This window comes from Enterococcus sp. 10F3_DIV0382 (assembly GCF_002140245.1).
Taxonomy (GTDB): Bacteria; Bacillota; Bacilli; order Lactobacillales; family Enterococcaceae; genus Enterococcus_B; species Enterococcus_B lactis.
This window is the reverse complement of the sequence record NZ_NGMF01000001.1, coordinates 1,800,097-1,825,687: the sequence shown is the minus strand read 5'-3', so window position 1 is coordinate 1,825,687 and position 25,591 is coordinate 1,800,097. Positions and strand designations below refer to the sequence as shown.

Here is a 25,591-nt window from a genome sequence, read left to right as displayed (position 1 = left end):
CGGACTTCATTTCGGCAGTGAAGCATATGCTCTTTTGTCAGACATGATGATTCGGTATATTTAAAGAATATTTTGTTTAAGCAATGGAGTGCTTTTTTGACCAACTTGAAAAAACGGAGGAATGTAACCATGTTAGAAAAATCTTCAAAACCATGCGATACGAACAAAGAAAAAATTACTGATAAGACTCAAAACAAACGCATTCCCTGGGACCAGTATTTTATGGCTCAGGCGGTATTGTTATCTTTACGCAGCACGTGTACACGTTTAGAAGTAGGAGCGACACTTGTTAGGGAAAAACGGATCATTGCTGGCGGCTATAATGGAGCAGTCAGTGGAGATGTCCACTGCATAGATGAAGGCTGCTATATTGTAGATGGACACTGTTTGCGAACGATCCATGCAGAGATGAACGCGCTGCTACAGTGCGCGAAACTCGGTATCCCGACGGAAGGTTCGGAAATCTATGTCACGCATTTTCCATGTTTAGCTTGTACAAAAGCTTTGCTGCAAGCTGGTGTTAAAGGAATCAATTATCTCCATGACTATCGAAATGATCCGTATGCTCAAGCGTTGATTGAACAATTAGGCATATCTGTACACCAAGTTGCTTTAGACTCGCAGCATTTTTCAAAACTTCAAAATGAATTAACAGGAAAACATGTCTAGCGTTTTAGAAAGGCATGTTCGAAATCGGTTGATTTTTCCGGCAATTACGTCGATGATTATTTGTTTGTTGTATGATACGGACAATTGGATTTATCGTTTGTTTCTTGCCGGAATTTTTTTGTGGTTTTCGCTAAAAGAAGGACGTTTTATCGCGTACTTCTGTATTGTGGGTAGCATAATGGTATCCGTTTCTTATAAGCTACAAGAATATTCATTTTTAGAGGAAAAAGAAACAGCTACGCAAGTGACTTTATCTACAGATACGATTCGTGCGAATGGCAGTTTTTTGACAATGGAAGGAAGATTGTCAGAGAGTAAACAGAAGGTACAGCTTTCTTATCAAGTAAACACCGAAGAGGAATTGAAAACTTGGCTTGGATTCCGAGGGAAGGGGATAGAATTGACAGCTGAAGGCGAGTTTATTTCTCCCGAAAAAAAGCGAAATCCTTATACTTTTGACCAAGAAGCTTACTTCAGGAACCATAGAATCTCTGGTCGATTCCAAATTCAAAGGGTCGAAAAAATCACTATACAAAATCATTGGCGAAATTGGCTCCAGAGAAAAAGAGGTGCTTTTATTTCTTTTGTCCAATCTGAATTTCCGCAAAAAACAAGTGTATATATCAATTCTTTATTATGGGGCTATAAAGATTCAGGTTTCAGAGAATCAGAAGAAATTTTTAGGGAGAGTGGTTTGCTGCATCTATTCAGCCTATTGGGATTACACATCCAATTTTATTTAGGGTGGCTGTATTATTTGTTTCGACGTATCGGATGGCCACTGCACGTCAGCATCATTCCGTTGAGTCTGCTAACTATCTGTTATGTTTCTCTTGCAGGCAGTTCTATTTCTGTCTTGCGTGCTAGTCTGTTGTTTTTATTGCGGTTGCTAGTCAAATTATTGAATAAACGTTACTCCTCTATGGACTTATTTGCGGTTGTCTTTTGGCTTCTTTTGCTATTTGATCCTCGATTTCTTTTTCATGCGGGCGGGCAGCTTAGTTTTTTCATGAGTTTTTTGTTTATCCTGATTTCTTTTGATGGAGATTGGATGAAAAAAACGGCTTCTCATGTCCTATTTACCATGATCACGATGCCGTTGATTGTATGGCATTTTTATGAGTGGCCTCTTTTAGGCAGTCTTTTTACATTACTGGTTGCACCAGTATTCAAGTTTCTTTTTCTTCCTAGTGTGTTCTTTCTGACGCTTTTCAATCGCTGGTTGCCGAGAACCTTACTTTTGCTGATAGAAGAGGGACTGATCTTGTTTGAACGAATGATCGATTCGTTTTCAGGATCGACTCTTGTTATAGGGCGTCTACCTCTTGTGCTATCAGGGGTATATATTTTCGGATTACTGATTTGTATGGATAGATTGAACGAGCAGCCGATGAAACTCTTGTTTTATGTTGGTCTGTTTTCTTTGATGCTATTGACTTTGCCATTTTTACGTTTTTCTTCAACGATCGCTTTTATCGATGTTGGTCAAGGAGATAGTATCTTTTTGCAAAGTCCTTTTCGAAAAGAAACGATTTTGATTGATACGGGGGGGAAGTTACACTTTGAAAGGGAAAAGTGGGCGCAAGGTATTGCACGACCTCCTGCTGAAAGGAATATCGTTCCATACCTAAAAGGACAGGGAATAAGTGTGATCGATAAACTCATCTTGACACACGACGATACGGATCATGTGGGAGAATTGTCCACATTATCTCAGCATTTCACCATCAAAAAAATTTATATTGGCTGGGGCGCTGGACGAAATGAACCGTTGCGAAGGCATTTAACAGAAGCTCAAAAAAATGGCACTAAAATCATTGAAGTCAAACATGGCGACAGGATCAAAGGCTATTATGATCTTTATGTATTGACCCCTTTTGAAAAGGGAGAAGGAAGAAATGAAGATTCAATTGGTTTATGGACGGAATATAACAATAGCCGTTTTTTGTTTTTAGGTGATTTGAATCAAGCGATGGAAGAACAGTTGCTTTCTATTTATCCTAATTTGAAAGCCGACGTAGTCAAATTAGGTCACCACGGTAGCCGCACATCAAGTAATACGGATTTTCTTTCCCGTATTGAAGCGAAACATGGAATTATATCCTGCGGAGTAAATAATCGTTATGGTCACCCTCACAGCGAAGTATTGGAGGCACTAGAAGAAAATCAGATAAGAACATGGCGAACCGATCAGCAAGGAATGATCACCTATCGCTGGCATCCAGTTTTTCATCCTCATGGTCTAGTGGAAACAATGATAGACTAGTAATTCTCATCTTCTCATGGTAGGATAATTTTGAAAGTGGTGAGTAATTTGAGTATACAAGCAGAGTTACAAAAAATACGTAAAGAAAAACTTGCATCTTGTTACTTGATCTTAGGAACAGAAAAGTTTCTCCAAGATCAAGTTCGGGCAGAAATAGTTAAAAAAATCAAATTAGAGGGCGAAGATGATTTAAATTTTTTAAGTTTTGATATGGAAAATGCAAGTTTAGAGGAGGTAGTGGCTGAAGCAGAGACATTGCCGTTTTTCGGAGATCAACGATTAGTATTTGTGGAGAACCCATATTTTTTAACAGGTGAGAAAGTAAACAATGGGATCGAACAAAATACTGATTTACTGACAGCTTATTTGAAAGAACCACTAGAATCGACTGTATTAGTATTTTTTGCACCATATGAAAAGTTGGATGAACGGAAAAAAGTAACGAAACAATTGAAAAAAACAGCAACCATCATCAACGTCCAACAGTTGAATGAAAAAGAAGTACGTCAATATCTGATGAATACCTTAGAGAACTCCTCCATCAAAATGGAACGCAACGCCATTGATTTATTCTTGCGGTTGACTGACTTAGATTTATCCAAAATGATGAGAGAGTTACAGAAATTAATTCTTTATGGACAAAATCAACAGCAGATCACTGTTCGAGAAGTAGAACAATTAGTTCCTAAAACATTGGAACATAATATTTTTGACATGACCCAATATATTTTAAAAGGGAAGACAGAACAAGCCTTGCGTTTATATGAAGATTTAGTCATGCAAGGGGAGGAAACAATCAAAATCAATGCGATTTTACTTTCTCAATTACGTTTGTTTTTACAGACAAAATTTCTTGTAAAGATTGGCTATCAGCAGGCCAATATTGCAGAAACATTAAAAATCCATCCTTACCGTGTAAAACTTGCCATGCAAGAAGTAAGGAAATTCGATGAACAGTTGCTAGTACAATTATTTGATCAATTAGTCGAAATGGATTATCAAATCAAAACGGGGCAAATCGAAAAAGAATTAAGTTTTCAACTTTTCGTTTTGCGCACAGGGCAGTTGTTGAGAAATCGATAGGAAGAAAGAAGAAGCCAAAAGCATGCAAGAATACCGGATGCTTTTGGTTTTTTTGACAAATAAAAAAACCGGCCGAAGCCGATTCTTTTACTTAGCGATTTTTTTGCTTAAACGAGATTTGTCGCGGTTAGCTTTGTTTTTGTGGATTAGACCTTTTGATTCAGCCATATCAATAGCTTTAACAGCTTCTTTATATAACGCATCTACGTTGTCAGCACCTGAAGCTACAGCATCTTCAAATTTTTTGATTGCAGTACGCATAGCGCTTGTTTGAGATGAATTTTTCACATTAGCGTTTTCGCTTGTACGAACACGTTTGATTGCAGATTCAATGTTTGGCATTAGTTTCACCTCCGATAACTTAAGTTCTTACGCGTGTGACCGCATAATTCAACATTCATTATTATACCTAAAGGCAGCGCGCTTTGCAATATGAACATGACAAGTTTTTTTCCTTAACAGTCTTTTATTTAAACTTTTTTATCAGTAAGAACAGATAAATCAAGCTGAAAAAATCAAAAAGACGCTATTGTGGGAGGCAATAGCGTCAAACCAAACTAGATTTTTATTTATCTATTTAAACAAAGATTGAATGGGAATGTTTGGTACTAAGTCATTATATAACAAAGAGAACCGTTTGCAAAGTTTTTTTTGAAAAGGGATACGATTCCCTATTGTTCTTTGTTTTTCTATTAAGAAACTGCAGTTATTTTATAACCAGTCACCTTTGATCGGTAAAGGTTATTCTGGTGTACCGATTATTTTAATATATTCATCAATATTTTTTATCAACATTTTTTTAATGACTAACTGATTTCGACGGTTCCATTTGCCACTTACTTCCAGTACATATTTATTTAGTGGCAAACGTAAGATGTACTTTGCCAAATAGCGATCTTTAAGCAGTCCATTGATCACACGGTCCTCAAGCTGCAAGTTGATTCCAGTCAGCATCATTGGCTGTTCTTGTAAAACATACGTATCAATTAAAAGACCTTCAAAAGTTTCCACAAGCGTCTTCCTTTCTTTCCAAAGTAACCTGAAAACAGGTACTGTTTCTTCCATTTTGATATTCGTTAAAGCGGATGCAATCATTCCTTCTTTTGTCCACTGTAATCTAGTATAACAAAAAAGAGGAGAAGAGCCAAAAAGAAAAAAGTGCATCGATTTCAATAGGGAATCTCATTCGCTCGCTCCTTGTTTAAAAAAAGCTCCTGCATCGCAGGAGCATCCCTATATCATTCTAATAGGTCAATCAAAAAGCAGTATCTAACACATTTTGTATCAAATCAGGAAATAAAAGATAAGCTAAGCCCAGAATCAAAAGTACCGCTAAAAGAAACCAGCCAATTGTTCCTATGAAATACTTCAATTTTTCGAACATTGTATCACCTCGTTGTCAGTATATCACGGATCAGTAAATTGGGGGTATTAAGAATCTCCTAAAAATAGGCAAAATTTGATCTATTTTCCTAAAGCAAATACTTGTAAGATACAATAAGTAATGCCAGAAGCAATGACTGGTCCGGCGGCGATTCCTCTTAAGAAGACAACACCTAAAATCGTGCCAAAAACAAGCGCAACAGTGATTTGCGGATCAGAAGCAATCAATCCTACGCCCTTGGAAGATAAGACAGCCACTAGCCCACCGCAAAAAACAGCTACCCAGCCGATAGGGGATTTAAAGGCTTCTAATAAATCACGTAGACCGATTTCTCCTGTTGCGATAGGGATCAGAATAGCTGCAGTGATGATCGTCACACCAATATTGATTCCTTTGCCTTGAAGCCAAGGGAAAAAGGAACGGGAGGTTGGTATGAGCTTCATAATCAACACAAAAGCTGCCGCTAACATCAGACTTTGATTCTTAGCTAAAATTGCTACAAGTAAAATAATTCCTAAAAAAAGCCAACTTTCCATAAAATATATTCCTCACTTTCTTCGAAACAATCATAACATCTTTTTGGAAAGTTGCAAAAGTAGGAATTCATCCTTCAAGACCTATTCATAAGCTGTTTTTTTCATAAAATAAATAAAATTATAAAAAACACTTCGTTTATTTGACAGAAGACAGCCGCGCTTTGTATAGTGGACAAGACTTACATTTTTTTGAAGAATCAGAAAGAGCAGGTAAAGGTCTTAGTAAACGCAAGCCATTCAGAATAACCAATATTGTGCTTCCTTCGTGTCCTACAACTCCAAGAGGTAGATTTAAAAATTGCAGGAAGTTAGAAGCAATCAACAAGAGAATAACAAGAATCGAAAAAATAATATTTTGTTTGATGATCCGCCGCATTTTTAAAGACAGCCGATGACTGTAGACAAATTTATCTAAGTCATTTTTCATTAAGACGATGTCTGCGATATCCATAGCGGCGTCTGTTCCTTGTCCCATAGCGATACCTAATGAAGCAGCTGCTAAAGCAGGCGCATCATTGACTCCATCACCAACCATCGCATTTACTTGGTAAAGTTCATTTTCTTTTTTGACTAGTTGTGTTTTTTCTTCCGGAGTACAGCTTGCATAGTAATGTTCGATCCCTACTTGTTCAGCAATAGCCTTTGCTGTGCCAGAATGGTCGCCAGTTATCATACTTGTATGGATGTTTTGGGATTTAAAGTAAGAAATCACCTGTTGGGCATTTGCTTTTGGAATATCCAACAGACCTAAAACAGCGATTAACTGTTGATCTTTAGACAGATAGATTACAGTTTTTCCTTGATTTTCTAAACGTTCGATCATTTCCTCAATCTCTTTGCTGATTCTCATCGTCTCAGGATCATAAGCGTGTTTGCCAACTTTCCATTGCGCACCTAAATAGGTAGTTTGTAATCCAAAACCAGTAATTTCTTCTATTGATAGGGATTGGATTGCTTCGGGTATTGTGCAATCGAAATATTGTAAAATCGCATGAGCAAGAGGGTGTGTCGTTTTTTGTTCCATAGCAACAAGAAGTTGTTGTGCCAAATCCTTCTCATCAAAGAAAAAGCTGTCAGTCACAACTGGTTTTCCTTTAGTGAGTGTTCCTGTTTTATCAAAGGCAATCGCTTTTAATTCAGAAAGCTTCTCTAAATGAATCCCGCCTTTGATTAGAATCCCATTTTTTGCAGAATTTGAAAGAGCAGCTAGAGAAGCAGGAGTAGCAGATGCGACAAGCGCACAAGGAGAAGCCACGACTAGTAATACCATTCCTCGATAAAAGCTTTCATCCCAACTCCAACCTAAGAAAAAGTGGGGGAGAAGGATCATTAGAGGCACAGCAAGCAAAATCAATTTTACATAATTGTTTTCGATCCGTTCGATAAATGAAGCTGTTTGAGTTGGCGTATTCTGTGCTTCTTCCACTAATTGGATAATCTTAGCAAAGACGGTTTCGGCACTCGTTTTTGTTACTCGAATCGTAATGGGATTTCCTTGATTCAGCGTTCCTGCAAACATCTCATCTCCTAAATATTTTTCTACAGGTACAGATTCACCGCTTAATGCAGACTCATCGATCGTTGCCTGTGTGCTTTCTAAACAACCATCGATCGGAACAGCCGCTCCTTTAGCGACGAACACCAAGTCATCCACCTTTAATTGCGAAACATCTACTTCTTGCATTTGTCCGTTTTCTTTTAGTAACTGAGCTTTTTGTGGTTGAAGATTCATCAAAGAGGTAATTTCTTTTTGACTTTTATTGGTCGTGTATTCCTCTAATGCACCGCTTAAACAAAAGATGAATGTCAACATTGCTCCCTCAAAGTAATTACCAATCAAACAGGCACCGATAGTAGCTAAAGCCATCAATAAGTCCACATTCAGTGTTCGGTCATTCCACAATTCTTTCAAGCCTTCCGATGTTTGTTTGTATCCACCGATGATAATAGCGCTGATATAAAAAAGTGGGGTGATGGTAAGAGAGAATCGGTCGAAAATAAAACCGGCAATTATAAATAAAAGACAGCCAATTGTTGCTGCAAAAGCTTTTTTCTGATTAGTCATCGTTATCAGTCCTCCTTGTCAAAACAAGGATAGCATAATAACAATGTAATTGATAATAAAAACAGATAAATGAGAACGATAATGGTTATCAGATGGCTATGAAGCTTTATATAGTTTTTATTGTTTATAATAATTATCATTAAAGAAAATAAAAAACCAGAACATTTCTCATACAAGAGAAGTGTTCTGGTTTTTCTTACATTGCGATAAACCAATAACCAATTAAAATGATACCAAGGATAATACGATACCAGCCAAAAGCGGTAAAGTCGTTTTTCTTCAAATAACTTAATAAGAATTTAATAGCTAAGACAGAAACCACAAAAGATACGAATGTTCCTACAAGAAGAACAACAGTTTCTTCCATTTTGAATGAGTTCCCTTCAGCTAAATATTTGACGATCTTCAAGCCGCTTGCGCCAAACATGACAGGAATCCCTAAGAAAAATGAGAATTCTGTAGCGACAAAACGCGAAGCGCCAATCAAGATAGCTCCTAGGATCGTTGCACCAGAACGGGATGTTCCGGGAACAAGTGCCAAGACTTGGAATAACCCAACAAGAAGAGCTGCTTGGTACGTAAAGTCATTCAGCGAAGTCCAACGAGGTGTTTTGTTTTTGTTACGTTTTTCGACAATAATAAAGGCAATACCGTAAACGATCAAAACAATGGCAACGGGTAAGAACTTGTGGAAATTTGCTTCTAACCAATCATCCAAAGGCAAACCAATGATGATGGCTGGTATACAAGCAACGATCACTTTAAACCAAAGTGTCCAAGTATCTTTTTTTTCTATCGTTGATTTACTTGGAGAAAAGGGGTTTAATTTGTGAAAATAAAGAACGACGACAGCTAAGATCGCCCCTAATTGGATAACGACATTGAACATCGACATAAACTGTGAACTGGCATCCAGTTTGATGAATTCATCTGCTAGGATCAGATGACCAGTACTACTGATGGGCAGCCATTCCGTTATTCCTTCAATAATACCGAGAATCACTGCTTTGATAATATTTGCAAAAAACATAAATTCCTTCCTTCCCAATTAAGATACATCTTATAGTATACCGTTATTTTTTGATAAACCCAATCTGTTTTTTAATATTAAGAAAAACTTGAGAAATGAAGCAGATAAGAATACGAAGAGAAAAAAAGAAGACAAAGCCCTCGTTCAGACTTTGCCTTTTATGATTCTCTGTTAAAAATTAAAATATCCCATCATAAAAACGAGTTTCGACTATGTGCTTTCCCGTTTTCGATATAAGACGTATCGTTGATACCAAGGATAGAAAATCGACCGTTTGCATAAGTAACCTTTGTTACACTGCCATTTAAAAGACCAGCACGAACAGGCTGTTTAGGATCGATCAGATTAAGCAAGAAGGCAATCGTCAAACCATGTGATACGACTAAAACATTTCCGCCGCCGTTTTTTTCGCAGTGATGGGCGATATCTTCAAATCCTGTCCACACACGATCTCGTAATGTTTCATAAGTTTCTGCCCATCCAGCCGTATCCAAATTGTATACAGCATTGGCAATTTGTTCAAAAGAAACTTCTGTGGTGAACATTTCATCATATGTTTTAAAATTCAATACGCGAGGGATCACACCCCACATTTCCATGTCATAGCCGCCTTCAAGAGACCCGAAGCACCATTCTCTGATCCGTTTCTCGATAAAATAAGGAATTTCTTTTCCCTTAGAATGTTCTCCTAGAATAATACGGGCAGTTTCGATCGCCCGACCACTGTCACTAGAATAAGCAAAAGAAAAGTCGACATCTTTTAACCCGCGCCCTAAATAATGGATGCCTTCTTGTCCTTGTTTTGTGAGTGGCGTATCACACCAGCCTTGTACGCGTTCGATTGTATTGAACATCGTTTTTCCATGCCGTACGATATAAAGTGTAGTTTCTGTCATTTTATTCTCCTCCTAAATCATTTTTAACGATTGAAAAAAGGATTTGTCCTTTTTTCCTGTTCAATCGTTGTTGCATCACCATGTCCTGGATAGACTGCAAATTCATCAGGTAAAACAAACAGCTGGGTCCGAATACTGTGAAGTAATTGTTCTAAATTTCCTGTATACAGATCGGTTCTACCGATGCTTCCTCTAAATAGGGCGTCGCCAGAAACGACAAAATCATCAAAAATAAAGCTAACGCTTCCGATGGAGTGCCCTGGAGTAGGGACCACACGAAAAGACATGTTTCCTAAAGTATAAGTTTTCATTTCAAATTCATATTCTGCAGGCGAGACAATAATATCAGCAATATCATCATGTCGTCCGAGTCCAGAAAGGTTCAAAATCGGATCACCTAGCCATTTTTGTTCTAGTGGGCTGACATACACCGGGATTTGATAATATGCGCGTAAGGGTTCTACTGCACCAATATGATCATAGTGGGTATGGGTAAGTAAAATCGCTACCGGTTGTTGGTTTGTTTTTTTGATTTCTTGTTTGATTTGTTCCGCATCTTCTCCAGGGTCAATGATCAAAAGTGCTTCTTCGTTGTAGACCAAATAACAGTTTTCTTCAATCATTCCTGTTTTTAATCTTTCGATATGCATGTGCATTCCTCCTTGATAGCCAAAACTTCTTTCATCCATTAGTATAACGCATTCATTGCTAGGAAACAAAAACAGGTACTTATTTCTCTTTACTTATCTGAATTATCAGACTATATGAAAAGTATTTGGATATTCTAAAGAGAAGGAAAGTAAGTTTTCATAGCATTTTAATATGTCCTTGTTACATTAGACCCATCCAAAAATCCAAATTCTATATCCTATATCCCTGCCTAATCAGCAGGGTGTTTTTTTTTATGCTTGAAAAGAGAGCTCTTTTTGCTAAACTAGGCTTTTTCAGGTAATCTTAGAGAGAAAGAGGTGGTGGAAATGATCAAACAGTCAAAAATATCTGTGCGGCACTTAGTAGAGTTTATTTTGCGACGTGGAAGTATCGACAATCGTAAAAAAAGTAGCCATACTGCATTAGAAGGAGCAAGAATCCACCGCAAGCTCCAAAAAGATGCGGGAGAAGACTATGAAAAAGAAGTTTTTTTAAAAACAACAGTTCCATTAGATGAATATCACCTGATCGTTGAAGGCCGTGCAGACGGTATTTTCAAAAGAGACGGTATTTATTATATAGATGAAATCAAAACCTCCGAACCACGATTTGAAGATTTAGAACCAGAACAAGTGGAACTTTTCTTTCATCAAGCAAGGGTATACGCCTATATCTATAGTCAAGAGCATGATTTACAAGAAATAAATCTGCAGTTGACTTACTTTCAGACGGCAGAAGAAGTGATTACGAGAAAGGTCGAACATCAGACAAGAGAGCAGTTAGAAATTTTTTTTAAAAAACTGACTGAAGATTATAAAGAATGGCTTGTTTTTCAAGAAAACTGGCGTACTATACGCAATGCCTCTTTGATGGCTTTGAAATTCCCCCATGATGAGTATAGGAAAGGCCAGCGTGAACTAGCAGTAGCTGCTTATAAAACAATCCGTACGAAACAGAAATTGTTTGTAGAAGCACCTACCGGAACTGGAAAAACAATCTCTACGTTATTCCCCGCTTTGAAAGCTGTAGGGGAAGAAGAGGGAGAAAAGATTTTTTATCTAACGGCCAAAACAATAACTAGACAAGTAGCTGAAGATGCCATGACAGCATTAAAAGATACTGGAGCTGAAATAAAAAGTGTCACTTTGACGGCTAAAGATAAGATCTGCTTTTTAGATGAGACGACCTGTAATCCAGATCAGTGCCCGTATGCCAATGGTTATTACAATCGTATCAACGAAGGATTATGGGATCTTTTGAATCATGAGAATCAGATCACTCGAGAAGTCATCGAAACTTATGCAAGGAAGCATACACTTTGTCCTTTCGAACTATCATTAGATGTCAGTATCTGGTGCGACGTGATCATTGGGGATTACAATTATTTGTTTGATCCCACTGTTTATTTAAGACGTTTTTTTGAAGATGAAAAAAACGAGGATTATCTGTTTTTGATTGATGAGGCACATAATTTGGTGAATCGTTCCCGAGAGATGTATTCGGCAGAACTATCTTATGAAAAAACGAAACGAAGTAAGGAAGCTATACCAAAGGAATTCAAAAAACTCCATCGTCGTTTCAACAAACTATTGAAAGAATTTGATTCGATCCGAGAAATAGCAAAAGAAGATCATTGGGATTATCATCATCAAAAAGCACCGGCTGAATCTTTAGTAAAGGCAGGTTATCAATTAAGCGAAAAAATCAAAGAATGGCTAGCAGAATTTCCTGAGCATCCATCACAAGAACAATTGCTTCCTTATTATTTTGATTTGCTTCATTTTTTGAAGGTCAGTGAATTTTATGATGATCACTATGAAACAACGGTCGAAAAAACGTATCGCGATCTGATAGTAAAAGAGTTTTGTATTGATCCAAGCTTGTTTCTTGAGCAGTCGTTGGATAAAGGAAGAAGCAGTATCCTTTTTTCTGCGAGTTTTTCACCCCTATCTTATTATCAGGAAACACTGGGCGGACAAAAAAGTCTCGCTTACAAACTGCCGAGTCCTTTTCCAGAAGGAAACCAGCAAGTTTTCATCGCAAATTACTTAGAGACGACTTATCGAAAAAGGGAACAAAGTCTGGCACAATTAGTTGAGACAATCCATGCTTTTGCTGATGGAAAGGTCGGAAATTATTTCGTTTTCTTTCCTTCTTATCAATATTTAGACCTTGCGGCGGAAGCATTCAAACAGCAATATCCTGACAGCGATGTGCTGATTCAAGAAACGGACATGAATGAAGAAGAACGCGAACGATTTTTAGCAAAATTCCAATCAGATCCCGATGAAACATTGATAGGATTTTGTGTACTTGGTGGGATTTTTTCAGAAGGAATCGATTTGAGAGGGAACCGATTGATCGGCAGTATGATTGTAGGTGTAGGTTTGCCGCAGATGAATCATGAGCAGGAACTGATCAAATCATATTATGATGAGAAGGAACACCTTGGATTTGCTTACGCTTATCAGCTTCCTGGAATGAACAAAGTCTTGCAAGCTGGTGGTCGAGTGATTCGTGGCATGGCGGATCAAGGAATCGTGGTATTGGCAGATCAACGATTTGCTCGTTTTTCTTATCGACATTTATTCCCACAACATTGGCAAACAGCAAGAGAAGTACGAAGTGTTGGAGAATTGGAAGAAGGAATACAGCGTTTTTGGTCATCCAAAGAAGCAGTAAATCAAAAAAACGAGGGATGACAGATGTCAGCCTCGTTTTTTTCATTAACGATAGTTAGTGAATTGCAACTCGATTGGTAAGTCAAGTTTACGTAATAAAGCAATCACAGCTTGAAGATCATCACGGTTTTTACCTGTCACTCTAATCTGATCTTCTTGGATTTGTGCTTTTACTTTCAGTTTTTCATTTTTGATAGCTGTAGTGATTTTTTTCGCGTTTTCACGATCGATTCCGTTGACAAGATCGGCAGTTTGACGAGCTTTGCCACCTAGCGCGTGTTCCGATTCGGAAAAATGGATATTTTTGATTGGCACATTTCTTTTGATCAACTTACCAAATAATACATCTTTGATCTGTTCGATTTTGAAATCATCATCGCTCAAGACAACTAGATTGCTGTTCTCTAATTTGATTTCTATCGTAGAATCCTTGAAGTCAAATCGATTAGTCAATTCTTTTGTTGTTTGCTGAATCGCATTTTTTACTTCTTCTGTATTGACTTCTGATACAATGTCGAAGCTAGCATCTTTTGCCATAAGAACCCTCCTGATATACGTATAAGTTTACTATACATCTATCTTATCATAGGAATGGGGCAGATTCTTACTTGTTTGCTAAAATTCTTCTCATTTGAGTTCGAAGTATTTTATTTTAATAGATAAACTGTTATTCTTACATTTGGAATAACAAAGTAGAGGAGAGGTGCTTGTGAGCAAAATTATGACTGCGTATCATAAAAATGAAAGATTAAAAAAAATAGTGGTTATTTTGATAACCGGATTGACCGCTGCGGTCGCTTTAAATTATTTTTTGATTCCAGCCAATGTCTTTTCTGCAGGGATGAATGGGATCGCTCAAATCATTTCCTCGCTTTTATATGAATGGTTTCATATCAAGGTAGACACAGGAACATTTATTTTTATTTTGAATATCCCTGTGTTTGTATTAGGGTTCCTCAAAGTAGGAAAACGAGCAACGATCCTTAGTTTTGTGAACGTTGTATGCGTATCAGTGATGACGATGCTACTTCCAGTCGGACAGATCACTGATAATATTTTGATGAATGCCTTAGTAGGCGGTGTTTTATTAGGTCTTGGCGTAGGGTTATCTTTAAAAATGGGCTTTACAACTGGGGGAATGGACATCATCTCTCTTGTGCTTTCACAAACAACTGGAAAAACAGTCGGAAATTACATGCTGATTCTAAATGGGATCATTGTAGTCATCGCAGGCTTCTTCTTTAACTGGGAAAGTGCCTTGTATACGATTATTTCCATTTATGCAATGACTCAAGTGATTGATGCCATCCATACGAGTCATCAAAAAGTAACAGCGATGATCGTGACCGTCAAACCGGAAGAGGTAACAGAAGAACTAGCGAAACGGATGGTACGTGGAATGACATTGCTTCCGTCTGTCGGTGGCTATTCAAAAAAACAAGGAAATATGATCATGATGGTCATCACCCGCTATGAAATGTATGATCTTGATCAGATCGTTCATGAAATCGACGACGATGCATTTATCAATATTTTACCAACTCATTCAGTATTTGGCCGATTTGCAAATGAAAACGAACAAAAAATGTATCGAACAACAGGTGTGTTGCCAGAAATAAAAAATCGTTCACAAAAAAAATGAGGAATCAGTTTTATTTAGAATGAATTTAATGTATTCCATCTAATAAGGACATTTTATAAATTTAAACGAGAATCTTCCTTCTAAATTCTCATTTACAAGTAGTTAAAAAAAGAGTATGATAAATAAAAATCGTGTTAAGGAGTGTCGTACGATGAGCGAAGCAAACCAAGAACGGTCTGCGCAAGAAATAGAACTGATCAAAGAACGTATTCTTGCTGCCTTGGAAATGGTGATCGATCCTGAATTAGGAATCGATATTGTCAACTTAGGCTTGATTTATGATATAGAATTCAATCCTGAAAACGGAGAAACAGTCATCAAAATGACGCTAACAACTATGGGCTGTCCACTAGCCGATATTTTAACAGAATCTATCCATGACGCATTGAAAGAAGTACCAGAAGTAACGAAAGCAGAAGTAAAACTTGTCTGGTATCCCGCATGGACGACCGATAAGATGAGCCGTTATGCACGGATTGCGTTGGGGATTCGATAGGGATCTTGACTGACTAGCTATGAGAAGCAAATAGTAAAAACAAAAAACCTTTTATCCTTTCTAGAAGAAAAGAGATAAGAGGTTTTTTTGTTTATAAAATTTTGTCTGCTATATTAGAAGTTAATCAAATAAATGTGTTCTATTGATAAAGGACATTCAAATCTCTTTTCTTTTGCCATCCATATTTTTTACATCAATTTGATTTTCGTATAGTATTCTTTCTCATCTTCACGATAAATCGTGGCCCCATTTTTTTGCTGCGCCTTAAGACTGCCAAGATTTTTTTTATTTACAGACAAAAGTGCCTCATCGATGCCGATTTTTTTTGCCTCTTGTAGTACTAATGCTAAACCTTGTGTTGCATATCCTTTTTTACGATAGTCAGGGGAGATGCCGTAACCGATATGGCCAGCGCCGTTTCTTAATGATTCGTTCAGTTTATGGCGCAGATTAAAAATTCCTACATACTCATGTCCATCATTTTCCAAAATAAAGACGGTTGCGGGAACGTAATTCTCAGGAAGATCAATACCTAAAGAAGTGTTTTCGCATTTTTTTACATAATCTAAAAATTCAGCAAGTGTATAGCCATAAGCACTGTTGATAAATCCATTCTCGTTTGGTCCGAAGCTAGTTTGCAGCCGATAAGCTTTCTCCAAATCTGCTTCCCATAGTTTGATCAATTTCATCGAATCCGCCTCTTCCTAAGTAAACATATTTTTTCTACTATAGCACTATTTTGGCGAATAGCCATTCTTATTTTTATTTTTTTGTGATGTATCGTATTAAGAATAATTTAACAAAATAAATGATTGCAGATTTTTGTTATTTATTGTATTGTTTTTATAATAGATGAATCCTCGTTATCTTTTAAAAATGATCTTATTGATTGATATTGAAAGTTCAAGATAAATTGAATTTTTAATAAATGTGTTATTTAAAGTTTTTTCGTCCGTTGCTTATGATCACTAGAAAGGAGATCTCGTGAACTACTTTAGCGGTTATAAAAGAATTCCAGAAGGATGGCGGCAAACAGAAGCAAAAAATGATCAGTATCAAAATGAAAGAAGAAGACAGTTGTTGGAGAAAATGCAGCAAAAACAGCTGAATCGAGAGAAAAAGAAGAACAAAGAAACGAAGAAAAAGCAGCAAAATAAAATAGCTACCGATCCCAGAATCGTTCGTTTAAACAATGAAATGAATCAATTGAAGCAAGAATTGAGTAAAGCAAAAAAACAAGTAGCTACTGTGAGCAAGAAAAGAAGAGAGGACAAGAAACACATCAGAGAGCTGTCACAGCAACTCGAACGACAGCACCAACAAGCAAAAGTAGAAAAAGAAGAGATGAGACAAAAAGCCATCGAACAGCAGAGGAAAACAGAACTATTGTATCAAAAATTAGAAGAAGTGGGCTGGGATACAGATAATCACGCACTTCAGGAACTCCAAAAACGTAACCAGATCATCATTTATTTGCTGCAAAAAAATAGCCAAATGCAACATTATCTAGAGAGAATACATAAAGCGTCAGATTTATTAAAGAAAAGAAATGATCGACTGAACAAGAAATTAGAAAAGCTTTCAAATAGAAATGCTACGTATCTGAAAATCATGGAGAAGAAAAAACAAGAACTGCAACAGTTGTATAAAGTCAACCAGCGACAAACAGAACAATTAGCAAAGAAAAAACAAAACTTCGTACAAGCAGCTCCTCAAGATCTGATCCATGCATTGATCCAACAGTTAGATACCCAATCATTTTATAAGTTCAATCAGCTGAACAAGCTGTTCAATAGGTATCAATGGATCTTTGAACAACAAGCGAATAATTTGCAGTATCAAGAAACAAATATTTTTTATGGTTTTGTAGAAATAGAAGAGGACAACATTTATTTCTATGAGGTCAATACGGAGCAAAGAAGACCACTGATAGTAGAAGAGAGCTTTAAACGCAAAGATCTTTTAACAGATGGCATAGCAGTACGAGTACATCAAAAAATAGTAGACGGTCCAGTATATCTAAGGTATTGCTATCCTATCGTTGAACAGAATAAATCAAAAAGAAGAAGCGACAAATATCTAAAGAAAACAAGACAAAAATCTAAACAGTCAAGTAAAAAGCAATTGAGCATAGACGCTGAAAAGTGGGCATCATCACTCAAAATTGCTGTGATCGGGAACAAACAAATAAAAGGATTCGTAAAAGGATTGCAGAAATATGTAGGAGCTGTCGAAAGAATCGATGCATATGAGTACGGGGAGAAAGCACTATTTGAAAGAATCCGTGCTGTTGACTATGTCTATGTTTGCATCGACAGCGTCCCGCATCATGTGACCAATTTTCTGAAAAGTGAAATTGAGCTTATGGAAAAAACAGAATTTTTTTATCGCCCTTCAATAGATGATGGAGTTATTCGGATGAACTATTTGTATTGGTTGCAAGAGGGGAAACGCGTAGAGAAAAAAAAGAACAAAAAATATGTTCTTGACAAAAAACAAATGTAATCCTAAACTAGAACATATGATGCGGCTATGGCGGAATTGGCAGACGCGCTAGCTTCAGGCGCTAGTGAGGGCGACCTCGTGGAAGTTCGAATCTTCTTAGCCGCATAATTTTTATATATACTGAGAAAAGATGTCGAGGGAGAGATCCCATCGGTATTTTTTTATAAAATCTGATATAAAATAGATTTCGGTAAGAAAGTCATAGAAGTAATAGATGAGCAAAAAACTCGCTCTGATGTGACAAAACAACTCAAAAAGAGGCCATGCGATGTATTCTTTCGCATGGCCTCTTCCTATTTTGAATGTGTTTAAACGTTCAAATAATGAATCTTAGTACCAACCGTTTGCTTCCCAGAATGCTTTCGCAGCTTCCCAAGAACCATAACGTGAAGCAACATATTGTTCTGCCACTTTTTCTTGGTTCGCAGCAGAGTAATCACCATTCAAGTAAGAAGAATCTAATTGGTAACGTCCGATGTAACGTCCGTTCGTTGCTGTGTAAGAACCGCTTGATTCTTTTTGTGCGATCCATTCTTTTGCAGCATTCGTGCTTGTTGCCGTTGTTTCTGTTGTAGCAGATTGTGTTTCAGCAACAGGGGCTGCTTGTGTTTCCGTTTGAACCGTTTCTTGTACAACAGGTTGTTCAGCTTGAACAGGTTCAGCTTGGACTGGTGCTTCTTGAACGGCTGCTTGAGGTTCAGCAGCTGCTTGTGTAGAGCCTTCTGTTGGAATCGTTAATTGTTGTCCTGAGTAGATCAGGTTAATGTCAGAAATTGAATTTGATTCTGCAATGGCATTGATCAAGGAGTTGTCACCAACGTATTTTTGAGAAATCGTTGATAGAGTATCACCTGATTGAACGGTATAAGCTTCGTCCGCATGAGCAGTCGTTCCCATGAAGAATGCAGCGCCGGCAGCCAAAGTTGTTCCAAAAAGTAAAGTTTTAAGTGATGTCATGAAAAATCTCCTTTATTCGTTAAAAAGTTTTATTTGTTGTGTTCAACGAGGAATACTTTAACACGTGAAAATATTTCATAGGTAAAAGAAGCATGACAATTTATGACAAATCCACGTTTTTTGTAACAGAATGATGTTCATCTCATGTGAAAAATGATGAGGAAATTCACATAATGCAGAAATAATAGGTTTAGAACAAGAGTTCTGATGAGAACAGAAATGTATAAATAACTTGAAAAAAATTGCTATTAATCATCATTTTATTTACACATTGCGTATATTTTTTGTATTTTTGCTTGAGATGTTACAATAAAAGAAAAAGGAGGCGGTTCCAATGAGTAAGAGATACCAGAACATCATGGTAGCAGTTGACGGATCAAGACAATCGATCAAAGCGTTCGCTGAAGCCCTTGACTTAGCAAAGGACAATGAAGCCCACTTATTTATCGTGTCAATCATCAACAAAGTTGAGCTGACCCATAGTGCCTATGCCTTTTCAAAAATCTATGCAGATGAAAAACAAAGAACAGAAGTAGCCATGCTGAAAAAAATCAATGATGCCAAAGAGTTCGGTATTGCTGAGATCCATGCAATAGTTGAAACTGGAGATCCAAGAAATTTGATTGCCAATGTCATCCCTGGACAAGAAAATATTGATTTGATTGTTATGGGAGCGACAGGAAAAGGAGCGATACAACAAGCACTAGTAGGATCGACCGCTTCTTATGTCGTTTCACATGCCCCTTGCAGTGTATTGGTTGTGAAGTAATTAGATAAGGGAGGAATAGAAAATGGTTCGCCCTCAAGAAGTTCGTGCACCAAAAGAAAAAATAGAAATTTTAGCAATTATTGAAGACGGCACACAAACAAAAAAAGGATACTCGATTGCTTTAATAAAGTGGAAAGGAAAAAAAGGTGTTGCTGTAAGGTGGGATGGAGATAATCAACAAGACAAAGGATTCCCAATCACTGCGAACGGCTACCATCCAGCGTGGTTTGTTCTGCCTGATAAATTTACAGAATTATACAGCTATGATTATGCGAAAACCGTCACATCCCTCAAAGCATTAGACAAATTAGCAGAAGAGCAGCATAAAATGGATGAAAAATAAAAAAGACGAACCAATCAGTCTTTAGAAAACTGACTGGTTCGAGGAGTAAAAAATGAAAAAAGGTTATTTGGGATGAATATAGAATAATGCGTATAGCTTAAATCAAACTTAAAGCCATAAAAAAGGCAAGAGGGTGAGGTAAATGGAAGCAGGAAAAGTTTTACAGGAAGTAAAAGTATTATGTGCAGATAAAAAATATGAAGAAGCAAAAAGTCTGATTGAAAAGAACAAAGAAAATTTGGAAGAAAAATATCCGATTGCACAAGAATTTGTAGAATTAAAACAAGGAACGCTTCTTCACCGATTCAAACATTTTTTTGGTATCACAGAATAGAAAAAAACGATTAAAGATACAGCAAATCTCTGCTGATCTTTAATCGTTTTCTTTTGAAACTGCTAGGATTCAATTCTGATTTTTATATAAAAAATAAATCCAAATGATTAGAAAAACTACTGCAAGCGTCAATTCGATGATGTGTATCACTAATACAGATGTTGTTTCCCAATGTCTAAAAGAAAAAATCTGATAAGTAAAATATACGGCAGGTAAAGAGGCCAGTAAAACTGAAAACTTCTTTTTCGTCCATTTTATGTAATAGAAAAGAATGCTTAGCATAATAAAAAAAGGAATATAAAAAACAAACTGACCGATCGCAATCATACTATTGCCTCCAATAAATAAAGTCCAAGATACAAAATAACACTTTGTGCGTGAAGGCGCAAGCAGCTCTATGGATTTATCCAGTAAAATATGTATTGTTTTTGAATTTATAGGGGAAAATTGCTATAATCAAAGTGAAAGAAGGAGTGGAATTTTCATGGATCATGTAGTGTTAGAAATCGATTTGCATTTAATCAATAATATTCGGGTGATTTACTATGTTGTAAGCAATAGTGTCGAACAACGTGTACTGACGAATAAAATCAATGGTATTTTAGCAAAGAAAGACGTTCACCGATTCAATAACGGTGAAGGTAGTTATTATAGTATCCCAGTAGAAAAAATCATTTATACGACAGTCAAAGTCAGAGAAGATCTGGATACTAAAAAGGCATATGAACCTATTTTTACAACTTATTGATTAACAGCAAATGGAGGAAAAAAATGAATCCATATGAACAACTTATCCAAGATTTGATTGATGGAAAAATCGAAAAAATTGATGTAAAAAGAGAAGAATTGATGGCTTTTCGAGAAGCATGGCTGAAATTGGAGAATCGTAAATATGTGGTAGGAAAAGCATCGCTGAACGGCAATGTGACTTATCATTATGATCCAACACGCTTATTTTAGTAAGGATGATTCAGAAAGAAGAAGGGACTGTGACAAAAATCGTGTCACAGTCCCTTCTTCTGGACAAACGGTGTTCAAGAGACAGCCTATCGGCAATAAGGCTGAACGTCTCTTTCACAACTTCTGATTCCCGGTGTTCCAGAAATGAAAATTCCTACTTATTAAATAGATTTTTGAATTTGTCTTTCACACTGTCGATATTTACGTCTTTTAGAAGATTTTGTGCTTTCTCTTTGTAAGGACCTAGTTGTTCTTTATGTTCTTCGATAAATCGTTTTGCGCCGTCGAAGTTGCCGCCTTTTATCATTTCCTTGACTTTTTGAAATAATTCTTCTTGATTCATTTTGAACACATCCTTTGCCATCAACTTGATTTTTTAACATGGATAAAGTGAGAAAAACTACATTATCCACACCTCCATAATATCAAATAACGATCATTTTTACTAAAAAAACACTTGTTTCTCGCTTCTAAAGTAGGAGAAAAATCTCCAACTTAGGTCGGATGGAATTTTTCTAATTGCCCCATATACTGAATATATAACAAGGAGGTAGAAAGATGAAAGTGATTAAATATTTGATAGGATTGGCGGCGATTAGTGGTATTTTGCTATTTGGACTGAAATACTATACTGAAGGAAGTTACGGGGAAATCCCTGGTATACTTGATCAACTAAATCCATTAGTTGAAAAAGGTGAGGTCTATGTAAAAACACAAAAACCAGAGGAAGTAAATGAACATGGAACGGCAAGGTATGTTCAAAAAGCTGCTAATGTCGATGGAGAAGAGCGTACAATTGAATTTAATGGACTTTCTGTGTTAAAAGAAAATCATTATTTGAAAATCAGCAATAAAGGAGCGCACATAGAAACGTATGAAGAAGTTCCTAGAGAAAAAGTTCCGGAAAAAGCATTAGCAATTATTGGCTAAATTTACTGTATGAGTGCTACAGATTTAATTGTTAATTATAATAAAATTATGTAAACTATATAATAAATAATAAAAATATTCCAAAAACCCCTGAAAAAAGATTAATCTTTTTTCAGGGGTTCATTTTTTATCAACAAGTCCATCAAATTGGGATGGCAGGGTTCGAACCTACAATTGCTTGATTCAGAGTCAAGTGCCTTACCAGTTTGGCTACATCCCATTTATTCAACAAAATAATCATAGCACTTTTCTAAAAAAACGCAAGTTATTTTTCTTGATCAGATAGTTGTTGTTTTACTCGTAAAAGGCGGCGCACCAGTTTCTTTTCCAATCCAGCAGGAAGGGCAATCCGCTCTGCTACTGACAAGACGGAGTCAAGCAAGTGATATTCTTTGACAGGTTCATTCATGATATGGTAAATGTTTGCTAAACGTTCGATATATTCAAAATGGGTGTACTCCGTTCGAGCGATCAGAAATTTTAATAAATCGATTGCTTTTCCATACTCTTGGTCTCCATAATAGACAAGAGCTTGACGATACAGTTTGATTTCTAGTTCATTGAGGGTAGCAGGTCTGCACCGTTCGTTCCACTCATTAATAGAAACTTTACCTTGAACATTTCCTTTGCGGTCACGGACAAAAATAATCGGAATTTCATTTGGATCCATTTTTTTATGAGTGAATTTTTCCATTATCTGTGCTCCCTTCAAAGGTTCGGTATCTAGAGTATAAGGGATTTTTACTTTAATTACTAGCTTTTCTCCAAAGTTAGCATTTGTCCACCCATTGCAGTGAAAATAGCCGAAAAATCATTGATCGGTACTGCTCGATTTTTTACGCCATAGGGGTCGTTGACGTAAATATTTTCTTTGTCGTATCCAGTGACTACACAAGCATGAACAAGTGGAGTGACTCTTACTTCTCCGTTGTTTGTTGTCCAAGTCATAAAATCAGTTTCATCAGGGACTTCAAAATTGATAGTCACGGAAGTCCATACAGGATTTCCTTTAGATAGAGCTTTTTTGATATCATCTAGTTGAGCGTCTGTTTTTGGAAAAGTATGATAATCCGTTTGGACGATTTGTTGAGCAAGAGAGGCAACAGGAGGGACATAGACGCCCATAGCCCAGTCTCCGCCACTGATATCTCCAACAAATCCTTCATTAGGATCGCCGTGAGTCCCGTCTGCATTGAAAACAAGGACGTAATCCAATTGTTCAGCTAACTGGTTTTTAGTCGTTTCATAACCATAAAAAGATAAAAGCATGGAAAGCGAAGTGACCTCGCAGCCATTTTCTAGAGAAGGAGAGTCAAACTGGCTCTCTAATGGAACATCTAGCAAAACTTCTGCTTTCTCTTTTGTCTTTTTCGTTTTTTGTGTTGAACTTTTTTGTGTAGTATTCATTGTATGTTCTGGAGAATGGATATGTAGGTAATAACTTGTACCGCTTAATAAAAGAGTAGCTGTACCTCCTAGAAACAATAGTTTTTTAAATGTTTTTTTCTTCATTGGAAATCTCCCTTTTCAGCTGTTTATCTTTCCTATTATAAGTGTATTTTTATTAGGAAGGGAAGTATTTTATTTAAATATGTAAGAAATAATCAGTTTTTGAGGAATATTATTTATTATTCTAGAAAAAATTCTTCTAGATACAACAGCTGTTTTAATTGTGAAAACGAAAACAGTACGCTATAATGCCTGTAAGGTTGATTTTTGACTGTAAACAAAAAATCAAATAATTAAATCTCCAAAAAATAGCAGTTGTAATATGGAGAAAAGTTCCAGCAGTTTAGGAGGATTTTGATGACGGAAGAAATGATTAATTTAGGAGAACAATATGCATGCAAACCAATTGGCTTTACAAAAACGGTCATTGGTGAAGTTGTATCAAAAATGACAAACTGTGCCGTGGTCAAAGTTGCCCAATGTGCTGCAGAGGATCAAGAGTTATTAGATGAAAAAGCAAGCATGGTTGTTGCAAAATATGATACATTTGAATAAAGAAAATAATTGGACGTGCGGCGTGCTGCAAGTCCAATTTCTTTGAGAAGGTAAATCAGTATTCTTTTCCTGTTTTCAGGAGAAGAAAAAGCGAGGCGAGTTGTCATGGTAACATTTTTTACGGTTCTATTGTTTTTATTCGTTGTTGTTATGTTCTTATTTCTTTGGCTGGTTCGAAAAGAAATTATTTATCGGACTGTTCGGAATCGATGGGTTTACTTGGTCATACCATTCTTAGTAGTACTAGTCGTTTGGTACACACTCATCAGTCAGCCTACAGCAGATGAATTGGCAAAAGGGATTTTGTCAGCGATGATTTTTATTAGTTTTTTGTTGGACAGTCGAGGAATTACAGAAGAAGGGCTTGTCTTGAATAGCTTTGATAAAAAAGGTGTTCCTTTTTCTGAAATCAATAAAATCGTGTTGTACCAACCAAAAGGTTCTAAAATTGTAAAAATGAATTTTTTCCGAAACGGATGGCGGGGACCAATGCTGAAATTTTCTGCATCATTAGAAGAATTAGTTCCATTTTTGTCCCAACGCTTGAACGATGAGGCGGAGATTGATATTATGATCGATCCAGAATAAAAAACAGAGGTTACGACAAGATGTTTGTCACAACCTCTGTTTTTTTCAAGTAAAATTATCCGAATACACGGAAGCGATCTGCATCGTTCATATATTCTTTTTCCCCAGCTGGTGTTTCTGGTGAACCGAATACTAATTGTGAACGTAGTTTCCAGTTTGAAGGGATATTCCATTCTTTTGCAACTGCTTCGTCAATAACTGGGTTGTAATGTTGCAAGTTTGCGCCCAATCCTTTATCAACTAATGCTACCCAAGTGTTCGCTGTTGCGATTCCGTTTGATTGTTCTGACCAATCTGGGAAGTTGTCTGCATATAATTCAAATTGTTCTTGTAGACCTTTTACCACGTCAGTATCTTTGAAGAATAATACTGTACCATAACCATTTTTGAAACCAGCTAATTTGTTTTGTGTATTTGGAAAAGCTTCTGCTGGAGTCAATGGGCGAAGTGCTTCTTCAGTGATTTCCCAAAGTTTTTCATGTGCATCTCCGAAAAGAATAACTGCGCGTGTTGATTGAGCATTGAAAGCAGTTGGGCTTTCTTTAATTGCTTCTTTGATCAAAGCTGTCAATTCTTCATTAGAAAGTGAAACGTTACGTCCTAGATGATAGATTGAACGGCGGTTTTTTAAAGTGTCAGTAAAAGTTGTCATATTAAAATTTCTCCTTTGATTTGCGTTTTGCATTTTTTTAATTGATTACGAAATGAAGTATATCATCTTACAAAAAGTAAGTAAATAGATATGCTCACAAAAAATAAGCGAAGTTCAAAAAACAATTTTGATAAGGGAAATCGTTAGAAA

At 36.6% G+C, this 25,591-nt stretch carries 31 protein-coding genes and 2 tRNA genes; 16 read left to right on the top strand and 17 right to left on the bottom strand.

Annotation, left to right across the window (positions count from 1 at the left end):
* Positions 1-129: 129 nt before the first annotated feature.
* The 3 genes from A5849_RS09185 to holA are packed head-to-tail and all read left to right on the top strand — an operon-like array spanning position 130 to position 4,018.
* Positions 130-669 carry a ComE operon protein 2 gene (locus A5849_RS09185; protein WP_002309439.1) on the top strand — a complete coding sequence of 180 codons (540 nt, stop codon included), beginning with the start codon at positions 130-132 and terminating at the stop codon, positions 667-669.
* A complete protein-coding gene (locus A5849_RS09180) occupies positions 662-2,935 on the top strand; it encodes a DNA internalization-related competence protein ComEC/Rec2 (RefSeq protein WP_086310055.1) in 2,274 nt (757 codons plus the stop codon). The genes A5849_RS09185 and A5849_RS09180 overlap by 8 nt, the downstream gene beginning before the upstream one ends.
* 36 nt (positions 2,936-2,971) lie before the next feature.
* A complete protein-coding gene (gene holA, locus A5849_RS09175) occupies positions 2,972-4,018 on the top strand; it encodes a DNA polymerase III subunit delta (protein ID WP_002335668.1) in 1,047 nt (348 codons plus the stop codon).
* An 87-nt stretch (positions 4,019-4,105) separates the two neighbouring features.
* On the opposite strand, the gene rpsT is transcribed toward holA, so the two are convergent.
* From rpsT to A5849_RS09140, 8 genes are all read right to left on the bottom strand, one after another.
* On the bottom strand, positions 4,106-4,360 hold the full coding sequence (rpsT, locus tag A5849_RS09170) for a 30S ribosomal protein S20 (protein WP_002292188.1): 255 nt from the start codon (positions 4,358-4,360) through the stop codon (positions 4,106-4,108).
* A gap of 399 nt (positions 4,361-4,759) precedes the next feature.
* Positions 4,760-5,029, bottom strand: coding sequence for a hypothetical protein (locus A5849_RS09165; RefSeq protein ID WP_002289125.1), 270 nt, complete (start codon positions 5,027-5,029; stop codon positions 4,760-4,762).
* A 244-nt stretch (positions 5,030-5,273) separates the two neighbouring features.
* Positions 5,274-5,402, bottom strand: a complete 129-nt coding sequence (locus A5849_RS15225) for a hypothetical protein (protein ID WP_002292186.1) — start codon at positions 5,400-5,402, stop codon at positions 5,274-5,276.
* An 80-nt stretch (positions 5,403-5,482) separates the two neighbouring features.
* A complete protein-coding gene (locus A5849_RS09160) occupies positions 5,483-5,938 on the bottom strand; it encodes a DUF441 domain-containing protein (RefSeq protein WP_002292185.1) in 456 nt (151 codons plus the stop codon).
* 136 nt (positions 5,939-6,074) lie between these two features.
* Positions 6,075-8,003 carry a heavy metal translocating P-type ATPase gene (locus tag A5849_RS09155; protein ID WP_086310054.1) on the bottom strand — a complete coding sequence of 643 codons (1,929 nt, stop codon included), beginning with the start codon at positions 8,001-8,003 and terminating at the stop codon, positions 6,075-6,077.
* A gap of 196 nt (positions 8,004-8,199) precedes the next feature.
* The gene (locus tag A5849_RS09150; RefSeq protein ID WP_002309434.1) at positions 8,200-9,033 is read right to left on the bottom strand and encodes an undecaprenyl-diphosphate phosphatase; all 834 of its coding nucleotides are present in this window, start codon (positions 9,031-9,033) and stop codon (positions 8,200-8,202) included.
* Between the two features lie 191 nt (positions 9,034-9,224).
* The gene (locus A5849_RS09145; protein ID WP_002309433.1) at positions 9,225-9,929 is read right to left on the bottom strand and encodes a histidine phosphatase family protein; all 705 of its coding nucleotides are present in this window, start codon (positions 9,927-9,929) and stop codon (positions 9,225-9,227) included.
* Positions 9,930-9,952: 23 nt separating this feature from the next.
* Positions 9,953-10,579 (bottom strand): MBL fold metallo-hydrolase, encoded by a 627-nt coding sequence (locus A5849_RS09140; protein WP_002292180.1) that lies wholly within the window; start codon positions 10,577-10,579, stop codon positions 9,953-9,955.
* A gap of 327 nt (positions 10,580-10,906) precedes the next feature.
* Between A5849_RS09140 and A5849_RS09135 the strand changes: the two genes are divergently transcribed.
* On the top strand, positions 10,907-13,282 hold the full coding sequence (locus A5849_RS09135) for an ATP-dependent DNA helicase (RefSeq protein WP_002345073.1): 2,376 nt from the start codon (positions 10,907-10,909) through the stop codon (positions 13,280-13,282).
* 24 nt (positions 13,283-13,306) lie between these two features.
* Here the strand turns inward: A5849_RS09135 and A5849_RS09130 are convergent, their stop codons facing one another.
* Entirely contained in the window at positions 13,307-13,798 is a 492-nt protein-coding gene (locus A5849_RS09130; protein WP_086310053.1) for a YajQ family cyclic di-GMP-binding protein, read from the bottom strand.
* Positions 13,799-13,982: 184 nt separating this feature from the next.
* Here A5849_RS09130 and A5849_RS09125 point away from each other — a divergent pair, with 184 nt between their 5' ends.
* Positions 13,983-14,903, top strand: coding sequence for a YitT family protein (locus A5849_RS09125; RefSeq protein WP_002316215.1), 921 nt, complete (start codon positions 13,983-13,985; stop codon positions 14,901-14,903).
* A gap of 151 nt (positions 14,904-15,054) precedes the next feature.
* Positions 15,055-15,399 (top strand): metal-sulfur cluster assembly factor, encoded by a 345-nt coding sequence (locus A5849_RS09120; RefSeq protein ID WP_002292174.1) that lies wholly within the window; start codon positions 15,055-15,057, stop codon positions 15,397-15,399.
* 188 nt (positions 15,400-15,587) lie between these two features.
* Here the strand turns inward: A5849_RS09120 and A5849_RS09115 are convergent, their stop codons facing one another.
* Complete coding sequence (locus A5849_RS09115; RefSeq protein WP_002292172.1) at positions 15,588-16,088, bottom strand: GNAT family N-acetyltransferase; 501 nt, start codon at positions 16,086-16,088, stop codon at positions 15,588-15,590.
* Between the two features lie 295 nt (positions 16,089-16,383).
* On the opposite strand from A5849_RS09115, the gene A5849_RS09110 reads away from it, so the two are divergent.
* Both A5849_RS09110 and A5849_RS09105 read left to right on the top strand, forming a co-directional pair.
* Entirely contained in the window at positions 16,384-17,904 is a 1,521-nt protein-coding gene (locus tag A5849_RS09110; protein ID WP_002309428.1) for a hypothetical protein, read from the top strand.
* A 21-nt stretch (positions 17,905-17,925) separates the two neighbouring features.
* A tRNA-Leu gene (locus A5849_RS09105) sits at positions 17,926-18,009 on the top strand.
* Positions 18,010-18,234: 225 nt separating this feature from the next.
* On the opposite strand, the gene A5849_RS09100 is transcribed toward A5849_RS09105, so the two are convergent.
* A complete protein-coding gene (locus A5849_RS09100) occupies positions 18,235-18,861 on the bottom strand; it encodes a LysM peptidoglycan-binding domain-containing protein (RefSeq protein WP_002310878.1) in 627 nt (208 codons plus the stop codon).
* Between the two features lie 334 nt (positions 18,862-19,195).
* Here A5849_RS09100 and A5849_RS09095 point away from each other — a divergent pair, with 334 nt between their 5' ends.
* From A5849_RS09095 to A5849_RS09085, 3 genes are all read left to right on the top strand, one after another.
* Positions 19,196-19,630 (top strand): universal stress protein, encoded by a 435-nt coding sequence (locus A5849_RS09095; protein WP_002292929.1) that lies wholly within the window; start codon positions 19,196-19,198, stop codon positions 19,628-19,630.
* 22 nt (positions 19,631-19,652) lie between these two features.
* Positions 19,653-19,973: a hypothetical protein gene (locus tag A5849_RS09090; RefSeq protein ID WP_002292931.1), complete on the top strand. Its 321-nt coding sequence runs from the start codon at positions 19,653-19,655 to the stop codon at positions 19,971-19,973.
* A gap of 142 nt (positions 19,974-20,115) precedes the next feature.
* A complete protein-coding gene (locus A5849_RS09085) occupies positions 20,116-20,307 on the top strand; it encodes a hypothetical protein (RefSeq protein WP_002292933.1) in 192 nt (63 codons plus the stop codon).
* A gap of 69 nt (positions 20,308-20,376) precedes the next feature.
* Here the strand turns inward: A5849_RS09085 and A5849_RS09080 are convergent, their stop codons facing one another.
* Complete coding sequence (locus tag A5849_RS09080) at positions 20,377-20,634, bottom strand: hypothetical protein (protein ID WP_002292934.1); 258 nt, start codon at positions 20,632-20,634, stop codon at positions 20,377-20,379.
* A 157-nt stretch (positions 20,635-20,791) separates the two neighbouring features.
* Between A5849_RS09080 and A5849_RS09075 the strand changes: the two genes are divergently transcribed.
* Both A5849_RS09075 and A5849_RS09070 read left to right on the top strand, forming a co-directional pair.
* A complete protein-coding gene (locus A5849_RS09075; RefSeq protein ID WP_002292935.1) occupies positions 20,792-21,055 on the top strand; it encodes a hypothetical protein in 264 nt (87 codons plus the stop codon).
* Positions 21,056-21,078: 23 nt separating this feature from the next.
* On the top strand, positions 21,079-21,267 hold the full coding sequence (locus A5849_RS09070; protein WP_002288067.1) for a hypothetical protein: 189 nt from the start codon (positions 21,079-21,081) through the stop codon (positions 21,265-21,267).
* A gap of 154 nt (positions 21,268-21,421) precedes the next feature.
* Here the strand turns inward: A5849_RS09070 and A5849_RS09065 are convergent, their stop codons facing one another.
* Positions 21,422-21,610 carry a hypothetical protein gene (locus A5849_RS09065; protein WP_002292937.1) on the bottom strand — a complete coding sequence of 63 codons (189 nt, stop codon included), beginning with the start codon at positions 21,608-21,610 and terminating at the stop codon, positions 21,422-21,424.
* 215 nt (positions 21,611-21,825) lie between these two features.
* Between A5849_RS09065 and A5849_RS09060 the strand changes: the two genes are divergently transcribed.
* Positions 21,826-22,197, top strand: a complete 372-nt coding sequence (locus A5849_RS09060) for a YxeA family protein (protein WP_002292938.1) — start codon at positions 21,826-21,828, stop codon at positions 22,195-22,197.
* 147 nt (positions 22,198-22,344) lie between these two features.
* Here the strand turns inward: A5849_RS09060 and A5849_RS09055 are convergent.
* From A5849_RS09055 to A5849_RS09045, 3 genes are all read right to left on the bottom strand, one after another.
* A tRNA-Gln gene (locus A5849_RS09055) sits at positions 22,345-22,417 on the bottom strand.
* A gap of 45 nt (positions 22,418-22,462) precedes the next feature.
* Positions 22,463-22,891, bottom strand: coding sequence for a hypothetical protein (locus A5849_RS09050; protein ID WP_002292939.1), 429 nt, complete (start codon positions 22,889-22,891; stop codon positions 22,463-22,465).
* A 59-nt stretch (positions 22,892-22,950) separates the two neighbouring features.
* Positions 22,951-23,709 (bottom strand): C39 family peptidase, encoded by a 759-nt coding sequence (locus A5849_RS09045; RefSeq protein ID WP_002292940.1) that lies wholly within the window; start codon positions 23,707-23,709, stop codon positions 22,951-22,953.
* A 294-nt stretch (positions 23,710-24,003) separates the two neighbouring features.
* On the opposite strand from A5849_RS09045, the gene A5849_RS09040 reads away from it, so the two are divergent.
* Both A5849_RS09040 and A5849_RS09035 read left to right on the top strand, forming a co-directional pair.
* Positions 24,004-24,201: a hypothetical protein gene (locus tag A5849_RS09040; protein WP_002288059.1), complete on the top strand. Its 198-nt coding sequence runs from the start codon at positions 24,004-24,006 to the stop codon at positions 24,199-24,201.
* 105 nt (positions 24,202-24,306) lie between these two features.
* Entirely contained in the window at positions 24,307-24,789 is a 483-nt protein-coding gene (locus A5849_RS09035; protein WP_002292941.1) for a hypothetical protein, read from the top strand.
* Positions 24,790-24,844: 55 nt separating this feature from the next.
* Here A5849_RS09035 and A5849_RS09030 read toward each other — a convergent pair whose 3' ends face one another.
* Positions 24,845-25,441, bottom strand: coding sequence for a nitroreductase family protein (locus A5849_RS09030; protein ID WP_002309425.1), 597 nt, complete (start codon positions 25,439-25,441; stop codon positions 24,845-24,847).
* Positions 25,442-25,591: the final 150 nt, after the last annotated feature.